Below are 15,948 nucleotides of genomic sequence, written 5' to 3'. Positions count from 1 at the left end.
CAACAGGTTGGGAGCATTTCTGGGGAATTTTTCACGTTTGTCTGCCAACCCTCAACCATGCCCAAAGGCAGAGCGATCGTAGCTTTTTTCCATTGCCAGAGTTTGTTGCGAGGCAATCAATGTGGTTTTCCGTGTTACACCTCTGGGCAACTTGCCTCCAGCACCTAAACAGTCATCCAGCGATTCGAAGGCCCGATAGTTTTGTGTTCGTTCATACCAGCTGCTCTGCGGAGGGTGGCATAGGCCGCTGGTCGACATTTTCACTACGTCGGCAATCGCTGTATGACTGAGCGACCCAAGAAGGATCACAATCAAGAAGGATACTGTTCTGGTACTGTGTTTCATTGTTCTATTTTGCCAGCGGGAGACGGCTTCTAAAGCCGCCCTAGAGGTAAAAACTACGGGGTATATGATTCATCTCCTTGCGGAGATGATGTACCTCCTGGACGAAGCGCTATGGTGTTTGTTATGACGACAATAAGCGCTCCAACTTGTAGGGCTCCGCAAGCTCTATTGAATTAAGGTCATGACCTAACGCTTCCTGATCTACCGCCCGTTCACGAGAAACTTCACTGAGATGAATTACTTCAGGAGTAGCTCCCTTCGCTTGCCGTTGGTTCGCTTTCTCGAAAAGTCGATGATAAGGATGATTGCGTCGGGGTAGCAGCAATAGCTTTTCCATATCCGCATAAGCTGAGCTCAGCGATATACCGGGAATGCCACGCCTCAGACTTTCAAATATGCGAAGCCCTTCCTGGTCTAGATCTCCCCAGAACAATACCGGTTTCGTTTGTATCAGCTTTTTAAGGTCCGGTCGCTGGCCCCGAGACGGGCAAGCCGTCACTTTGCCTGCATGGAGATGTGTCGCAAAATTCTGCATGGCAAGACCGTAGCCGTAGCTGGCGATACCCAGGACTTTGTCAACGTGATGAGAGTCAGAAAACGCCATAAATGACCGAAGGTTCTCGATCAAAAGAACTGCCTGGGGGTCGACTGGGCCAGCAGTTATGACATACATTTCACCGACCTCCTGATTTGGCAGGGCCTCCAAAAACTTACTTGCAGAAGAGAGTCCATATAGAGCTTTCGCTGATCCAAGAAGGTGGCGAGCCGAGGAGAATACTGCGTCATCATCAAGATTTTGCAAATCACACAGGCCATCTAAGAGATGTGTAACATCGTTTGCATCGAGGCCGTCAAGCGCTTTCGACAGCGCTAAGCAGCTATGGTCGGGCACAGCAATACTCCGATCCCTGAAATAATTTAACACTGTCGTAGCCAGAGGGTTGATCTCGACAAACGATGCGCCCTTCCAGTGAACCATTTTCACGGGGCGCCCATTGCGGCTCACGCCTTCAATCAGTCCGTCATTAGCTAATACTGACAGGCATGCCTCGATGTCAATTATTGACAGCCCTGTGCCACGGGCGATTCTCTCGAGCAGCCTCCCAGGTTTTAGCGGTCGCCCCCCTTGAGCGGCTTTGCGAATAAAATTTTCAACTAAGTCGCGCTGTTCAGGCATCATTCCTGTTCTCGGCTGTCATCGGTGTAATATGCGTCTCCATCGCTGCAATCTCTTCGGTTCCGGTCAGAGGGGGAGCATCCGCGTTCTCAGCTAATACATACCCTCGCTTCAAGCCAGTACGGCGAATGCTCACACAAGCAGGGAAGAGCTCGTAATCATTGTCGTATTGCTGATTGTGTATCCAGCCGATTAATTGAAAGCTACCTTTAAGTGATCGCAACACACTCAGCGACTCTCGGATCATTTTTTTGTCGCTTAGATTAGAAAAAAGGCCATCAATCATGACAGTCCGCGCAGAGGACAATCGCTTTGCTCGTGTGATTGCCAGTCCATCAAATTCATTACGCGCATCGCGGCGCATCGAGAAATCAGCAAGCTTCACCAGGATAAGAAGCGTTAGCGCGTTATATTGACCGGTAGATACGTCTCTTGAGAGGGGGATGTCTCGGCCACCACCTATTTGTGGGTGGCTGAAGAACACTCTGGGACCAGATGCTTCACCAGATTCCGGTGCACGAAAAGCCGCACGATAAAACTCTGAGCGAATCATCTCTCGCAAGCGGTCATTGAACGCTCGCTCACCCTCCTTGGCACCCCGTCCTGTCTCCAGATCTTCCCGCCTACGGCTGAGCTGGATGTCAATTTCGTCCACAAGGCTGTTAAGTGTTTCTCTCATTCCTTCCAAGCCAATCACGGTACCGGAGACTCTAATTGAGGCACCGCCACCTCGTGTGCTCATCACTCGCTTCAGTAGATCAAAATTATCTTGTGCGCTGCCGGTGAACCCGGCCATGGAGTCGAGCATCCGCTGTTTATTTGCCTCTACGTCCTGCTCATTTAACCCGTGCTTTTCCTCCGCTTTCACAAGATGCGCATCGATAAGGCGGTACAAACTCAACACAGATTGGGTCAGGTCAGTCTCAGTAGGGGGGGCTGATAGCGCTTCTATTTCACCCTCAGAAAGCCCGTTGTCTCGTGTATCTAAAATTTTGCGAACTTCTTTCTTTAAATTGTTCGAAGCTGATTGGCGCCTCTTTGTGAGTTCATTAATTGCTTGCTGTCGCTGGCTCAAAGGAAAGCTTTCAGCATTTTCCGCCAGATCGTCTAACCTCCCTAAGGCGTCATCCCACCTTTCTTCAATAAATGCGTCTCTTAGATCAGAGGCGATGTGCAGGCTATCCTCGACGAAGACGTTGTTCGTGGATCCAGAAACAGCTGTTTGGCAAGGTGGCAAGTCCGCGGTAATTTTACGGACTGCTTTCCATTGATCGAGAACCCTTTTGGCGGCAGCGTCAGCTTTGTCTGCAGCGCGTCGGTGTATATCTATCTTTTTCCTTGCCGTATCTTGGTCGCTGCGGTGATCCGCTATACGGATGCGCAGCATCTTGAGCGTTTCCAGCAACGTATCGCGTTTTACTACTTTGTTGTCATGAAAGAACTGATCGCTTTCAGCATCAGCGGCCTGCTGAGCTTGATCGAACTCAAACCGCGACCTTTTGTCTTCGCGTTCAATCGATTTACGTTCGCGAACTCTCTTCTCCTCAAACGATGCGTCAAAAGATACGCCACCTTTGTCCTCAAATTCGATTGCCCGAGATAGATCGCCTTTCCAAGCCGACTCTGCGTTCGACGCTGTGATCAGCTCGCCGCTGGTTGTATCGACTCGCGCAGCGGCTTCTTCAACACGCTCTCTGGCAAAGGTCTCAGCTTGATTAGCATCTCTGAGAGCGTCGGTAGCCTCAGTTAAACGACTAACCAGCACCTGAGCTTTTTCCCAGCCACCCAACTCAATAAACTGCTTGGCACTGGTGATGATTGAAAGATGCTCATAGCGAGACTTTAGTGCTGGCAATTTCTCGCTAATGTTCTCCAAGGATCGTTTGGCATTGAGAAGCGTCTCAGCATTCCGGCCCCTTCCTTCATCACCGCCTAATTTTAAGAAGTCCAACATCACTTGGATTGCAGACAACGCAGCCTCAGAAGCCCTCGCTTTGAGCTTTGGTAGCTCAACATTCAGTTCATTTATCTTCAAGTGGAGCCGCAAAACTTCAGCTTTTTGTTGTTCAAGAGCCAGATCACCACCCAATTCCACATAGGCGACAGCCAATCGAATGCGGCGAATGGTATCGGTAGATCGGAGTTCCTCTATCGACCCCAACTCATCAGCCGTAGCTCGGTGTTTTTCTCTTACGTCTGCCAGCGTGAGTTTCGCCTCCTCTCGAACCGCTTGATGAGCCCGCGAAATAATTTGGCCCATCTCGGAATCAGGCATAAGGTCCGCTAGCTCTGTTTCCAGCAGGGCCAGTTGATTTTCAATATCGGAGGCTTTACTTTGAAGACCTCGAATAAGGTCGGGAACCATTGATGGATCCAGGAGGGCTTGAACTTGCGGGGTGTGCATACCTGCCAACAATCCACGAACTGCGCCTTCGCCCAAAGTCAGGCGTCCTGTCTGACAAAAGTCCTGTAGCCCAACGAGTGAAAATATAGGCGCTTCAAGGCCAGCTTCATCCAGACACGTCAGTGCTCGACTAGCCTCTTCAGAGTCAGTATAAACTGGGCTATGCAGTACATGGGAAAAATGCGCCATTAACTCGCTTTCGCGATCAACTGGCAACGCCATATCTTTAATAACTTGGTGTACAAGAAGCGGCGTTCCGCCAACACATTCCAGTACTTCGCTACCAATTCTTCCGGCAGCACTACTGCCGGATTCAAGACTAGCAATCTGGTTATTGGTGACACGCAGGCTAGCTTCAAATTGGTTTATTTCAACCGCAACACTGTTGTGCCGATCGCTTCGATTCTTCAGCACTTCGAAGGGAGACGCACCTGGAAAGGTTTGTTCGAAAAGCTCTAAATCCGCAACTATAGGAGCTAAACGATCAATGTCTTGGTCTAATCGGAAGAGCGCTGCACGCACGTCCTTCTCACGCTTTTCAAGCCCTGCTTCCAATGTCTTTACGTTTACGCCTTGTCCGAAACGCGACTCGACCTCAGCCAGATTGATCCGCCCTTCTGCGAGCTCCTCCTGTTTTTGGGATGCGCTTTCCAACTGGCTGGCCGACTTTTCGACTTCATATTCGGCATCACTCAGTGCTCGCGTCACCGTTTGAGCAAGACCTATTGGGCTTTCTTGATCGAAAATGGCCCAATATTCCTTAACGCCAGGGGCAAGGTCAGCGAAGCTACGGTGAAGCTCTTCGGCTCGTTCTATTTCGGATTCGAGCTTTGCCTTGCTGGAGGTTGCAGCCTGGAGTTCCTTAGGCACTGATTCAACGAGGTCACACGGATCTTCACCCGGAAACAACGATTCAAACTTATTCATGTGTGGCGCAAGATGGTCAATATCACCTTTCTGCCTTCGTAAATCGTCAAGATTTTCCTGGGCCGCTATGCGCGCCTTACAAGCAGCCTCTTCAGAACTCCTGGCGCTGAACTGGTTATGCTTGGCATCCGAAACTGCACTTTCTGCTCGTTCCAGTGCGCTCTTTAGTGCTTCGCGTGCCTCTACCGGTGATTGTGAGCTAAATTCGTTGATAACGCGGGCATAGGATTTTCGACCGTCTTCTAGGGAGACATACGTCTCTTCTAGCGCCTCTAGTGCCGCCACTGATTGCTCAAGCTGGTGTCGAATAATTTTCCCAGTCGCAGATGGGCAATCCAGCTCTTCACTACTAAATAGCTGGCTTTGGCGCATATCCGACAAGGCTTGAGCGGACTGTTCAATTCCTTGAATTTCATTATTGATGCGCTGGAGTTCGGTGTTTTTCTCTTCCCACTCGGCTTCATCCTTGCCAACCTGCTGCCCAAGCTCCTCAACGTACGATTCGGTTTCACGCCGAAGTTTGCGGAAGATATTGTGCTCCCCGTCTCCCGTGCGCCAATCCCATGCGTAATTGATGGCACGTAGAGCAGCGTCTTGAGACCAGCCCATGGCAAAGCTCGTGTACTCGCCACAGATGGTTAGGGCTTCGCTATGGTTGTACGCGCGCCCGGGCTTACCTTTATCCTCACGACGACGAATCATTAAGTGACAAGGAATTTCAGTTAGTTGCGTCCTTTTCAGGGTTTCCGAGCTCAGGCGTTTCCTGTCGGCGAGCCGGTTAATTACTTTGGATTCCGAGCCAGTGAGCTCAGATAGAATGTAGTCTGGGAACAACCACTCGCCATTTTGTAGCACCATACTATTTGCGACGAGTTGAGTTTGGGGATGGCTTTGCGTCATCACAACAGGTAGTAATGGCAGAGGGTGATCAACCACACTTTGACGGAGAAAGTGGTGTTCAGCCAGTACACCTTGAGCTTCTTTCTCGAATTCCTTCTGAGCATAGCTGTGGTCTGCTGCATACCCCTTAGCTGCGGATAGAATCTCGTGTGTGAAAGCCAGCTTCTCTATCTTTTTCGCTGACTTATCAACTTCATATTTGGCGGTTATGACCTCCCTGGCACTCTTCAGCAACGTATCTTCAAATCCACGCTCATCCTCATCAGCGTAGCTGCCCATGCAGTCGACCAAGGTCTCGGGAGCGATGTGGCTATAAAAGAACGCGGTGTCGTAGTTTTCACCGGCACGGGAGTCGACTTTGAAAAAGTTGTCAGTTCCATCACCACCACCAGCTTTATGGTAAGCCAGCATTTTCTGAGTCAAGCTTTCATCAATATGCCGACCGATGGACTTTTTCCATTCACTGACTGTTAGCGATGTGCTTGCATCAGTCTGGGTCTTTAACTTTGAAGTAAATTCTTCATTGTGGATTAGCGATCGTTTGTGGCCTTCTTTAAGTGCCAAAGGGCAGTCTTCAAAGTGGCCTCGATAACAATAAAAACGTACCTCATCATCACTGTAGCCATACATCCCAAAGACCCAGGCCTCACCGGGAGCTTCCATACCAAACAATTGTGGACCACGCAGGTTGTCTTCCATCGTCTGGTATAGCATCTCCAAGCGAAAATGGGACCATATGCCCTTACGCGTTGGAGCCATCCGGGACTTAAACTTGCTGGTCATCGAGCGATCTCTGGTCACCAGCGCGTAGTAGGCATTATTAATCGTGGTCTTGCCGGTTCCGTTCGTTGCTTTGATGGCAGCACTTAACCCACGAAAGTTGATTTCCAAATACGGGTAGTGGGGTGACCAATCCTTTTGGTTCGGGCGGTAGTTATCAAGATTGATGCAGTTGCTAACTTCCATGCGGTTGATGACAGACATTATGCGTTTCCTTTCTCTATAGGTGTCGTCTCATCTTGCTCTGGCAGAGCCAGCGTCAGCACATCATCAGGCTTTCCTCCACTGACTAAGCCGTTTGCTTGAATCGGGCCTAGATGCCTGGAGAAGTTCTCAGCCGTATCTATCGCCGACCAAAGGGATTGCCGGAAGACCGCGCCACCACCCGCCTTCACACTGTGTTCGGTAGGCTCAAGAACCTTGAGTTTCACCATCGCGTTGAAAAAGGACCGCGCTCGGGCTTCAAGATTGGCATCTTTGATATCAGTGAGTGTTGAGTAAACGAAAGCTGCTCGCCCTTCCTTCTCATCAGCAGCTGAGCCTTCGTTACGCATTTTTTCAATGCGTTTACGGATCTCTTCGATGAATTCTTCTTGATCAACCGCGCTATCTTTGAATTCACTGACCGATTCAATAGAACGGCCCTCCCGGGTATAGAGGAAGTAGAACAGGGTAAGTAGTAGAAACGAAGCCCATATTGCTGCCGAATCCTTGTTTTCGGAGCGACGTCGCTCGTCAATCAGTTCTTGTAACACATCATTTGGAGTTAGGTGGGCCGGTGCAACGACTGCAGGATTTCTCAGGGCAACATAGATGCTCCCCTGCATGCCGAGTCCAATTGCAAATGGATCAACCTTAACTAAGACCAAACCTTGTGTTTCAAGAAAATCATCCAGGTCAGCATGGTCACCGCGTGTCTTATCCAATATTTCAGCCGCTTCAGCTTCTTCCTTTGAGCGACGCCGGTTTGATATTTTTCCAGAGTAAATCGTGCGTTGGCTCACCAGTTGGTTGTAAACAAGCCCCATCTCTGTCGGTGTCATCAATTAATTCTCCTCTCGGACACGGTGGCGTAGTGCGGCATTAGTAACGCCAATATGGTGATCCCACCCTTCGATCTTAGCCATCTCAGGAAGTTGAACGACTTCTAGAAATAGTTCTTCCTCATCGTCATGGATAGAGTAAATGCCAATCGCTTCACCGAACTCAGTTATCGATTGTATGGGGCAGCCGGGAAGCCCGGCGTTCGTGATGAGGTCGACCAAATGGATCGGCCCTTGCTCAAGCGCTTTTAAAATTGCAGGCCCATTACGGGCAATCCAAGACTGGAGTTCGGTATTCGCTTCATCAGCCGCCGGATCCATATCAAAGACGATGTCTGACTTCTCTTTAGGCTCCATTGCAGGGCTCAATTTCCCAGTAATGGTGTCGACACCGATAATTTGTGGCCGCTGAATCCACCCGCAACAGCCCGCTAAGAACGCTGTCATTGCCTTTTCTGTAGGGGGATTGTTTACGAAAGCATCGAGAATTCTGTCAAAGCGCAACACTCCCATCTGCTGGCGTTTATCACTCTGAAGGTCTTTGAGTAGCCCGCTCCAGTTTCGGCTCAAGCTCTCAGTGGCCTGGTGCACAACGGCCACAACATCATTGAGTGAGCGACGATGAATAGGGTAATCAGGTCGGGCGGAGTTGAAGGTTTCCAGACGGCGGCGCGTATCCTCGGTTCCGAGGATTTCTTTTGCATCCAATGCCGCTTTGAGGGCACTGTCCAGCATTTCGCTGAAGTGTTCACGGTGCTCCAAGTATTCTGACAAGAATGCTTCGCTCGAGGGGTTTTCTCGTAATGCCGTAATTCGTTCATTTTGCATTCGCAAGGTGGTTTGGATCTCCCCGCACAGTCGCCCAATATCGGAGAATAGCCCGCTACGAATTGCAATTGAGAGCTTCTCAACATCCTTATCTGCATAAAGCCACTCACCAGTGTGGCGGACCATCCTGACAAATTGTTGGCCAGCCATGGTCAGCTTGACGCGATCCTGCCGTGCTTGATAGCGGACCAGCTGAGACAAATTTCTGGTGGTTAGAGGTTCATTGTCTTCGTTGAGATAGCGTATTTCGCGCTCACTGCCAAGGAATCGCGCAGAGAACCTAAGCTGTTCCTCTGAGAGCATATATCCGCTGTCCTGGAGTCTTTGATGAAGACTCTGAATGCCCACGAACTCTGTCGCACCATCCAACAATGCCTTATCTAATGAAAACACCAGCGCAGCAGCCACATAAGCTCTATGTTCGGCATTCGGAGTGGGTTCGGGGGCATTGAGTTGAGCAGCACCCTCATCAATACGCGCACTCTGCAAATCCACCAATCGCGAAGCTAGCGCAGTAATGAGTATTTCCGGCGGTATCTCCGTGCCGATCATCTATTCAGCCTCACCATGTTGTTTAAAGCGACAGACACATCTTACGCCAAATTCTTTTAGCTTTGCAATGCATGCCGCTTTAAGCGACGAGCGAATCGTTGTGAGGTACAATGTAGGCCATGCCACCTACGAGAGCATCTAACTGACAAATATGAAAGGAACAACACTAAAAACACCGCTGCAGAAGCGTGAGAAAGCCGTAACACTATCGTCACCGACGAGAGGGGAATGGTTCCAAGCCCAGCGGTTGCGCTTCATAGAGACCCGTCTCTTTTGGTCCGGGAGCCTGACATCAAAGGACCTTACTGAGACATTCAATATCCATAGATCAGTGGCGTCACGAGATTTTGGCGCTTACCAAGAACTCGCACCACGAAACATGCTGTACAACCGCAGCGCACGATGCTTTGTAGCGGGCCGTTATTTTTTACCGATATTTGGCTCACCCACCCTAGACAAGTTGAGCGCGCATTCTGTTCTCGAAGATCAGTTTCCCGGTGAAGAGTCGATATTCCAATGGCTTCCACAGATTCATCGCCATGTTGATCCAGCTATCGCAAGGAATGTCGCGGAATGCATTAGGTCAGAAAGCGATCTATTGATTGTCTACCGCTCCATGAAAGAACCGGAGGGCTTGGAAAGATGGATATCGCCGAAGGCGTTAGTCTCAGATGGTCGCCGCTGGCACGTAAGGGCTTACTGCCATACACGTAACGGCTACCGCGATTTCGTGATAGGGCGGATAGCCACCGCTGACAGGACACGCCAGCATGACTCAGAATTGCCAGTGGATGACGACTGGGAAACCGTTGTCCCGATCCACATAATACCCCATCCATCCTTATCAGAAGCGCAGAAGTCTCTCGTCAGAATGGACTACAACATGGACGAGACAGGTTTTGAAATGAAATGCAGGAAGGCCCTTCTTCTATACGCTTTGGTGGGGATGGGGCTGGATAATGACGAGTGCCCACCAAAGCAAGTCCTCGCCCTAGCTGACCCAAGTATCCGGTCACTTCTTTAAAACTTTATTTGTTCATTTGAGCGCAGGGTGATGAAAATCTATTAAAGCCAGGCAGCTTTTGTACTGCTTTCTATTGTGATCGATGCTATTTCTGCGGAGTTGAGACCGAATTGCATGATCGGCAAATTTCTAAACCAATTTTACGATTACAAGAAGTGGGCAACATAGCTGCACATTCCTTTGGCCAGACGTCACTCAGTGCGATTTCGCATCATCAAAACCGCAATCTCTCCGTTAAATTACTTAACGGTGTGCATATCGACTAGCAAGCCAACATTGAGCGCCGAAGGGATCCCGACTTATGGTGAGGTCACCGAGGATTAACTGCTGGGCTAGTGCGCCAATCTGATGCAAGAAGTTTCAGAGTATAAAAGCCACTGAATTGACGAGGGAAATGGGGAGAAAAAGGATGCCAAGTCTCTCCCTGACCGGTCACACCACTGAGCAGGTGTCGCGTATGCCTGACATCCGATGTCGGACTTGGTCGGGAAAGCTGAAATTGCCCCGACCCACCATAAAGTTAGCATATAATTTATCCCCTGACAGCTTTGAGTTCGAAAAATGAGGCGCAAGTTGACACAGTATTTCCGTGTCTCGGCTACTTGAGGGGCAGTGCCATCTTGAAACGACAATTCATAATCTCAAGCCCATCTTTCGCAAGGCATTTCTGGCTGCCGATTCATAGTTAACCTTATCCAAAACTGAGTGCTTATGTGTGAAATAGTCGGCTTCGCCCGAACAATCGTCAATAAGTGATTTAAAAACTCCGCGCTTATGTCGAATTTTGGAAAAGACATCGTTCAAGAACCTCTCAAAATCTCCCTGGCTATCTATCGTAAAGCAAAGACCACTCATAGACTCCTCTTTATGCTCACCATCATCACTACCATCTTTAACCCACCTACGCTGGATCTCCACCACATAGATTGGCTTATTCTTAGCTGTAACCTTAACAACAAGCGCACCACGAAGGGCCGAATTTCCGGGGTATAAATATGGCCAACTACGAACTGAGCCAAGAACAATCTCGTGTTTTTTGAATGGTTTAATCTCTATTAACTCAGGGGTTTTTCGGTCACAAAATCCCGTAGCGAACGTAAACCATTCGACTTTTAGGATTTTAAGCGGGAAGCTATCTCTCAGGTACAGAAATGCATTCCAAATATCCAGCAATACTCCATTCGATTCCAGCTTAAGCGGTGCGTTCAATTCAATCTCACCAACACCTTTATTACTCCCATAGCGGTCGCCGGAAGAATATCTGTCAGCAAAGGCCTCTCCCTTTGAAAAAACACCATGCACGGATCGAGAATTAGAACTAATCTTCTCGCTTAAAATTGGCAGAACATCACTATCTGGATGAGCCAGTTCAACGAACTCCGGATCCTTGACAGACTTCCTTGGTCCTGAGTGATCGGGGTCACTGTCATTTGTAATAGCGAGCCTCTCTTTATGAGGGGAGTTGTCTCGCATTCCGCTCCCGATAGGCACGGGGATCATATGACCGCTCCAACCTGCTTCAGAGTTCGGATCATTCTGTTGAGTGAAAACTTTTATTTGTGGGCTGGAGGGTGGGCTACATCCCAAAACATTTAAAGCGAGAAAAGACCGACCACTATTGAAAGATATCCCGCTAACACGAATTCGGGCTTTTTGCTCATGCCAAGGCCTTATCTTAAGTTGTACTATTCTTTCGTTCCTATTGTCAGCAATACCCTTTACAGCTTCATCCATTTGGGCATAAATATCCTTAGCCCATAACTGAGTGTATTTACTATACTTAAGCCATGCTAAATATCTCGCATCAGCATCAGAAAATTTGTATTTATTATTTATAGCAACTTGCCAAAAGCTTTCTGTTTCCTGAACCCTAATATTCACAAAAAATCGGTTATATGGGTCATCTACTTTCCTAAAGGGGTAAGTTGTCAGGATCCTTTTTACTTCCTGCGAAGACCCATAGCACCTAGAAAAGAATTCTAGGCACGGGATTAGCAGGTTCCCGCCACCCGAGACTGGAAACTCAAGAGAATAATTTCGATCTCTATGGTACATAAGAGGGTAAACGTGTGGAGGATATGGAAGCTCTTCAGACTTTTGATGCTGGCTGAAAAATGATGTAAACCGCCAATCATCTCTGTTGAAGCTTACCTCAAACTCTGCCGTTTCGAATTCAACTTCTTCGGTGCAAATCCCGTTTTCCCATATCGTGCCAATTCTTACTTGTCCCAATAGAGTTATGGGCACTTTTCGAAGCGAAAAACCCCCTAAAGTTCTGTCTGAAAATATCTCACGAACGACCACTGTAGCTTTTGGCTGAGTAGATTTTTTGTTCTTCGTCACACCGCCGTACCACCAGACAACTAACGGTGAATGGTTTTTCGTGAATTGCTCACTAAGATCGACGGGGCTTTCTAGGACTTTGACACGATAGGATAGTTTATTTTTCATCGGGTACAGATAGCACGTGAAGGCTTTTGCCTGCCAAACTGAACCGCTTTCAGTGGCGGCACCAGCTAAGTACCATACCTCTGTCTCACCTAATTTAAAACTGTCTCATCTATTTCAATACCTGACAGCCGCCGCCCACCAATGCCACGGCCGAGGCAGTGTGATGCGGAGATCGGAACGGAGGCTGGCGCCAGCCCCCTTCTCTTAGCGATAGCCCCGCAACTGAATGCACACTGGCCACTTCCATGGCGTGATCGTCGTTCAGATCTGGCAGAATTCCCGGCAACCGGCTGGCTAACATACTCTTGCCCGTGCCGGGCGGTCCGAAAAAAAGCAGATTATGAGCACCTGCCGCTGCCACCTCTAGCGCCCGCCGAGGGACACTCTGGCCACGCACATCCGCAAGATCCGGCGCACCAGCAGTCACTGTAGATTCTGGCATAGTGCGAGCCACAGGAACCAGCTTGGCACGCCCACAGAGATGTTCACAGACGGCCAGTATATGGCCAGCCGCAAGTACGTCACCCTGGCTTGCGAGCGCGGCTTCTTCAGCGTTGCTATTGGGTATAAGTAAACTCCGCCCTTCTTTGCGCGCAGCCAGCACAGCGGGCAACACGCCCTTTAACGGGCGAAGCACACCATCAAGCGAAAGTTCTCCAAGGAATTCACAGGAAGACAAGCTTTCTGCCGGGATTTGTCCGGAAGCTGCGAGAATGCCAAGGGCAATCGGCAGATCAAAACGGCCGCCTTCTTTTGGCAGGTCTGCAGGAGCAAGATTAATCGTTATCCGGCGGGCAGGAAATTCAAAGCCGGCATTCAGCAGGGCACTTCTTACACGCTCCCGGCTTTCACGCACGCCGGTTTCGGCCAGGCCAACAATTGTAAGCGCAGGAAGACCACCGGAAAGGTGGACCTCAACCGTCACCTCAGGTGCAGAAATGCCAATACTGGCGCGGGAGTGTACAACGGCGAGCATAACAACCTTCCATGGTTTCTAAATATCAGTGTGGAGCCAAGGGTAATCGGCCAACCGAAACCCGGCTTCCTGCCGGGTATTGTTCAGATTTACTGAGCCTTTGGGGCATTCTCCATCTCAGCAACCTTTTTTTCCAGAGCCTCTACCTTTTCGCGGGTTTTGATTAATACCGCCTGCTGGGCATCAAACTCTTCACGGGTCACCAATTCCAGACGTGACAGAACCGACATAACCGTAGCCCGAGCCTGGGTTTCAAAATCTTCACGCGCTGCTCGCGCCATGTCTGGGACAAATTGGCCGAACTGCCCCTGCAACTGGGCGAAAATATCCTGTGGACCTTTCACGCATCACCTCACTGATTCAAATAATATTTGGCTTCAGCCAAAAGACCAAGGCCATCGACCGCAAATAGTACAAAAGAATCGTATCCGGGCCGGGGTTCGGGAGTGTATCACATCGCCAGCCCTGCCATACTGTGCGCGGTGAGCAGTTAGTAGTCTTGCCCACTCCCGAGACCGCTCCGATCTGGCCCCGGGATTGGCTAAGCGCACTGTTGTGGTGCGAAAACTGGCACTCAGACTCGCGCCAAAACATCACGAAACTGCTCAAGACATTAATTTTAAAAACTTTTTTTGCGTTGGCATACCTAGTGCTAAAGCTCTTGCACGCAATCCGCACAATTGACGTGCGAAGCGACGGCACCCCCAGCTCAACAACTGGCCGGTAGGCTCTCACTGTTGGGACGGTTTTACCAAGGAGAAAGCAATGAAACTTGTGACAGCGATCATTAAGCCTTTCAAACTGGATGATGTCCGTGAGGCACTATCAGAGATTGGCGTACAAGGCGTAACCGTCACTGAAGTCAAAGGCTTCGGTCGGCAGAAAGGCCACACAGAACTTTATCGTGGCGCGGAATATGTGGTGGATTTTCTGCCCAAGGTAAAAGTGGAAGTTGCCATTGGCGACAACCTGCTGGATCAGGTTATTGAGTCGATCACCAAAGCTGCCAATACCGGCAAGATCGGTGACGGCAAGATCTTTGTGACCGAACTGCAACAGGCTATCCGGATCCGGACTGGCGAAACCGGCGAAGAAGCGGTCTAACCCAGCACTGATCACCTGATAACCAACGCAAAAAACCAACTTGAAGTACCTTGTGCGGAGGGATTCCCATGGAAAGCCATGTTTTTCACCTGCAGTATGCAATAGATACCTTTTATTTTCTGATCTGCGGCGCATTAGTTATGTGGATGGCCGCCGGTTTTGCCATGCTCGAATCAGGGCTGGTGCGAGCCAAAAACACCACCGAAATTCTCACTAAAAACGTTGCGCTCTATGCCACCGCCTGCATCATGTATCTGGTTTGTGGCTACGCCATCATGTACGACGGCGCCCTGCTATTGAACGGCATAGAGCATACAGATGCCGCAGCCGTGCTAGGAAATTTCGCCACCCGGGAGAACGGCTTCAAAGGCGGTGCAATATACTCCAGCGCAGCGGATTTCTTTTTCCAGGTGGTGTTTGTAGCCACCGCCATGTCGATCGTATCCGGCGCCGTGGCTGAGCGCATGAAACTCTGGGCATTCCTCGCATTCGCGGCCGTAATGACCGGCGTGATCTACCCGGTAGAAGGCTCCTGGACCTGGGGCGGCAAGGACGTTTTCGGGCTGTACAACCTGGGCGACCTTGGGTTCAGCGATTTTGCCGGCTCGGGCATTGTTCATCTGGCCGGTGCGGCTGCCGCGCTTGCGGGCGTGCTGTTGCTTGGCGCCCGGAAAGGCAAGTACGGACCCGACCGTGAAATCCGTGCCATCCCTGGTTCCAACCTGCCTTTGGCCGCGCTGGGTACGTTCATTCTGTGGATGGGCTGGTTTGGCTTCAACGGTGGTTCGGTTCTGAAGCTGGGCGATATTGCCAGTGCCAACTCGGTTGCCATGGTGTTTCTCAACACCAACGCGGCCGCTGCCGGTGGTGCGATCGCGGCATTAATAGCCGGCCGGTTGCTGTTCGGCAAGGCGGACCTGACCATGCTTCTCAACGGCGCCATTGCAGGCCTGGTGGTTATCACCGCCGAGCCTTCCACGCCCAGTGCGCTGATCGCGACTCTCTGGGGTAGTTTGGGTGGGATAATCGTTGTATTCAGCGTTATTTTTCTGGACAAACTACGCATTGACGACCCGGTGGGGGCTATTTCGGCGCACGGCGTGTGTGGTTTTCTTGGGCTAATGCTGGTGCCGGTAACTAACGGCGACGTTACTTTTAGCGGCCAATTGATTGGCGCGGCAACCATCTTCGGCTGGGTATTTCTTACCAGCCTGCTGGTCTGGGGCGGTATCAAAGCGGTGATGGGGATACGAGTCAGTGAAGAGGATGAATACGACGGCGTCGACTTATCGGAGTGCGGCATGGAGGCCTATCCGGAGTTTGTGACCAGCAAGTAACAGGTTTTAAAAAGAGTCGAGAAGGGGGCGTCTGAACGGGTGCCCCTTCTTATTCTACCGCGCATCATTTCTGATCGTCGGTTCTGAGAAGCTGGCAGAT

9 protein-coding genes and 1 pseudogene are annotated in these 15,948 nt (G+C 50.2%); 3 read left to right on the top strand and 7 right to left on the bottom strand.

What is annotated here, in order from left to right; translation table 11 throughout:
- Positions 1-466 precede the first annotated feature (466 nt).
- From ACTHYN_RS11980 to ACTHYN_RS11965, 4 genes are read right to left on the bottom strand one after another with little or no spacing between them, the layout of a single operon-like run.
- Positions 467-1,525 (bottom strand): Wadjet anti-phage system protein JetD domain-containing protein, encoded by a 1,059-nt coding sequence (locus ACTHYN_RS11980; protein WP_441812682.1) that lies wholly within the window; start codon positions 1,523-1,525, stop codon positions 467-469.
- Positions 1,515-6,737, bottom strand: coding sequence for a hypothetical protein (locus ACTHYN_RS11975; protein WP_441812681.1), 5,223 nt, complete (start codon positions 6,735-6,737; stop codon positions 1,515-1,517). The genes ACTHYN_RS11980 and ACTHYN_RS11975 overlap by 11 nt, the downstream gene beginning before the upstream one ends.
- Positions 6,737-7,579 carry a hypothetical protein gene (locus ACTHYN_RS11970; RefSeq protein ID WP_441812680.1) on the bottom strand — a complete coding sequence of 281 codons (843 nt, stop codon included), beginning with the start codon at positions 7,577-7,579 and terminating at the stop codon, positions 6,737-6,739. The genes ACTHYN_RS11975 and ACTHYN_RS11970 overlap by 1 nt, the downstream gene beginning before the upstream one ends.
- Positions 7,580-8,956 (bottom strand): hypothetical protein, encoded by a 1,377-nt coding sequence (locus ACTHYN_RS11965; RefSeq protein WP_441812679.1) that lies wholly within the window; start codon positions 8,954-8,956, stop codon positions 7,580-7,582.
- 151 nt (positions 8,957-9,107) lie between these two features.
- Here ACTHYN_RS11965 and ACTHYN_RS11960 point away from each other — a divergent pair, with 151 nt between their 5' ends.
- Positions 9,108-9,980: a WYL domain-containing protein gene (locus tag ACTHYN_RS11960; RefSeq protein WP_441812678.1), complete on the top strand. Its 873-nt coding sequence runs from the start codon at positions 9,108-9,110 to the stop codon at positions 9,978-9,980.
- 633 nt (positions 9,981-10,613) lie between these two features.
- On the opposite strand, the gene ACTHYN_RS11955 is transcribed toward ACTHYN_RS11960, so the two are convergent.
- The 3 genes and pseudogenes from ACTHYN_RS11955 to ACTHYN_RS11945 all read right to left on the bottom strand — a co-directional run bounded on the left by ACTHYN_RS11955 (position 10,614) and on the right by ACTHYN_RS11945 (position 13,751).
- Positions 10,614-12,323, bottom strand: a complete 1,710-nt coding sequence (locus ACTHYN_RS11955) for a hypothetical protein (protein ID WP_441812677.1) — start codon at positions 12,321-12,323, stop codon at positions 10,614-10,616.
- Between the two features lie 235 nt (positions 12,324-12,558).
- Positions 12,559-13,407, bottom strand: a pseudogene (locus tag ACTHYN_RS11950) (YifB family Mg chelatase-like AAA ATPase); the annotation flags it as partial.
- 89 nt (positions 13,408-13,496) lie between these two features.
- Positions 13,497-13,751: an accessory factor UbiK family protein gene (locus ACTHYN_RS11945; RefSeq protein WP_441812676.1), complete on the bottom strand. Its 255-nt coding sequence runs from the start codon at positions 13,749-13,751 to the stop codon at positions 13,497-13,499.
- Positions 13,752-14,172: 421 nt separating this feature from the next.
- On the opposite strand from ACTHYN_RS11945, the gene glnK reads away from it, so the two are divergent.
- Both glnK and ACTHYN_RS11935 read left to right on the top strand, forming a co-directional pair.
- Entirely contained in the window at positions 14,173-14,511 is a 339-nt protein-coding gene (gene glnK, locus ACTHYN_RS11940) for a P-II family nitrogen regulator (protein ID WP_071264623.1), read from the top strand.
- 68 nt (positions 14,512-14,579) lie between these two features.
- Positions 14,580-15,848 (top strand): ammonium transporter, encoded by a 1,269-nt coding sequence (locus tag ACTHYN_RS11935; RefSeq protein ID WP_441812675.1) that lies wholly within the window; start codon positions 14,580-14,582, stop codon positions 15,846-15,848.
- The last annotated feature ends 100 nt before the right edge of the window (positions 15,849-15,948 follow it).

This window comes from Marinobacter sp. (assembly GCF_052091845.1).
GTDB lineage: Bacteria > Pseudomonadota > Gammaproteobacteria > Pseudomonadales > Oleiphilaceae > Marinobacter.
The sequence above is the reverse complement of the archived record's forward strand: the minus strand, read 5'-3'. Positions and strand labels throughout refer to the sequence as shown.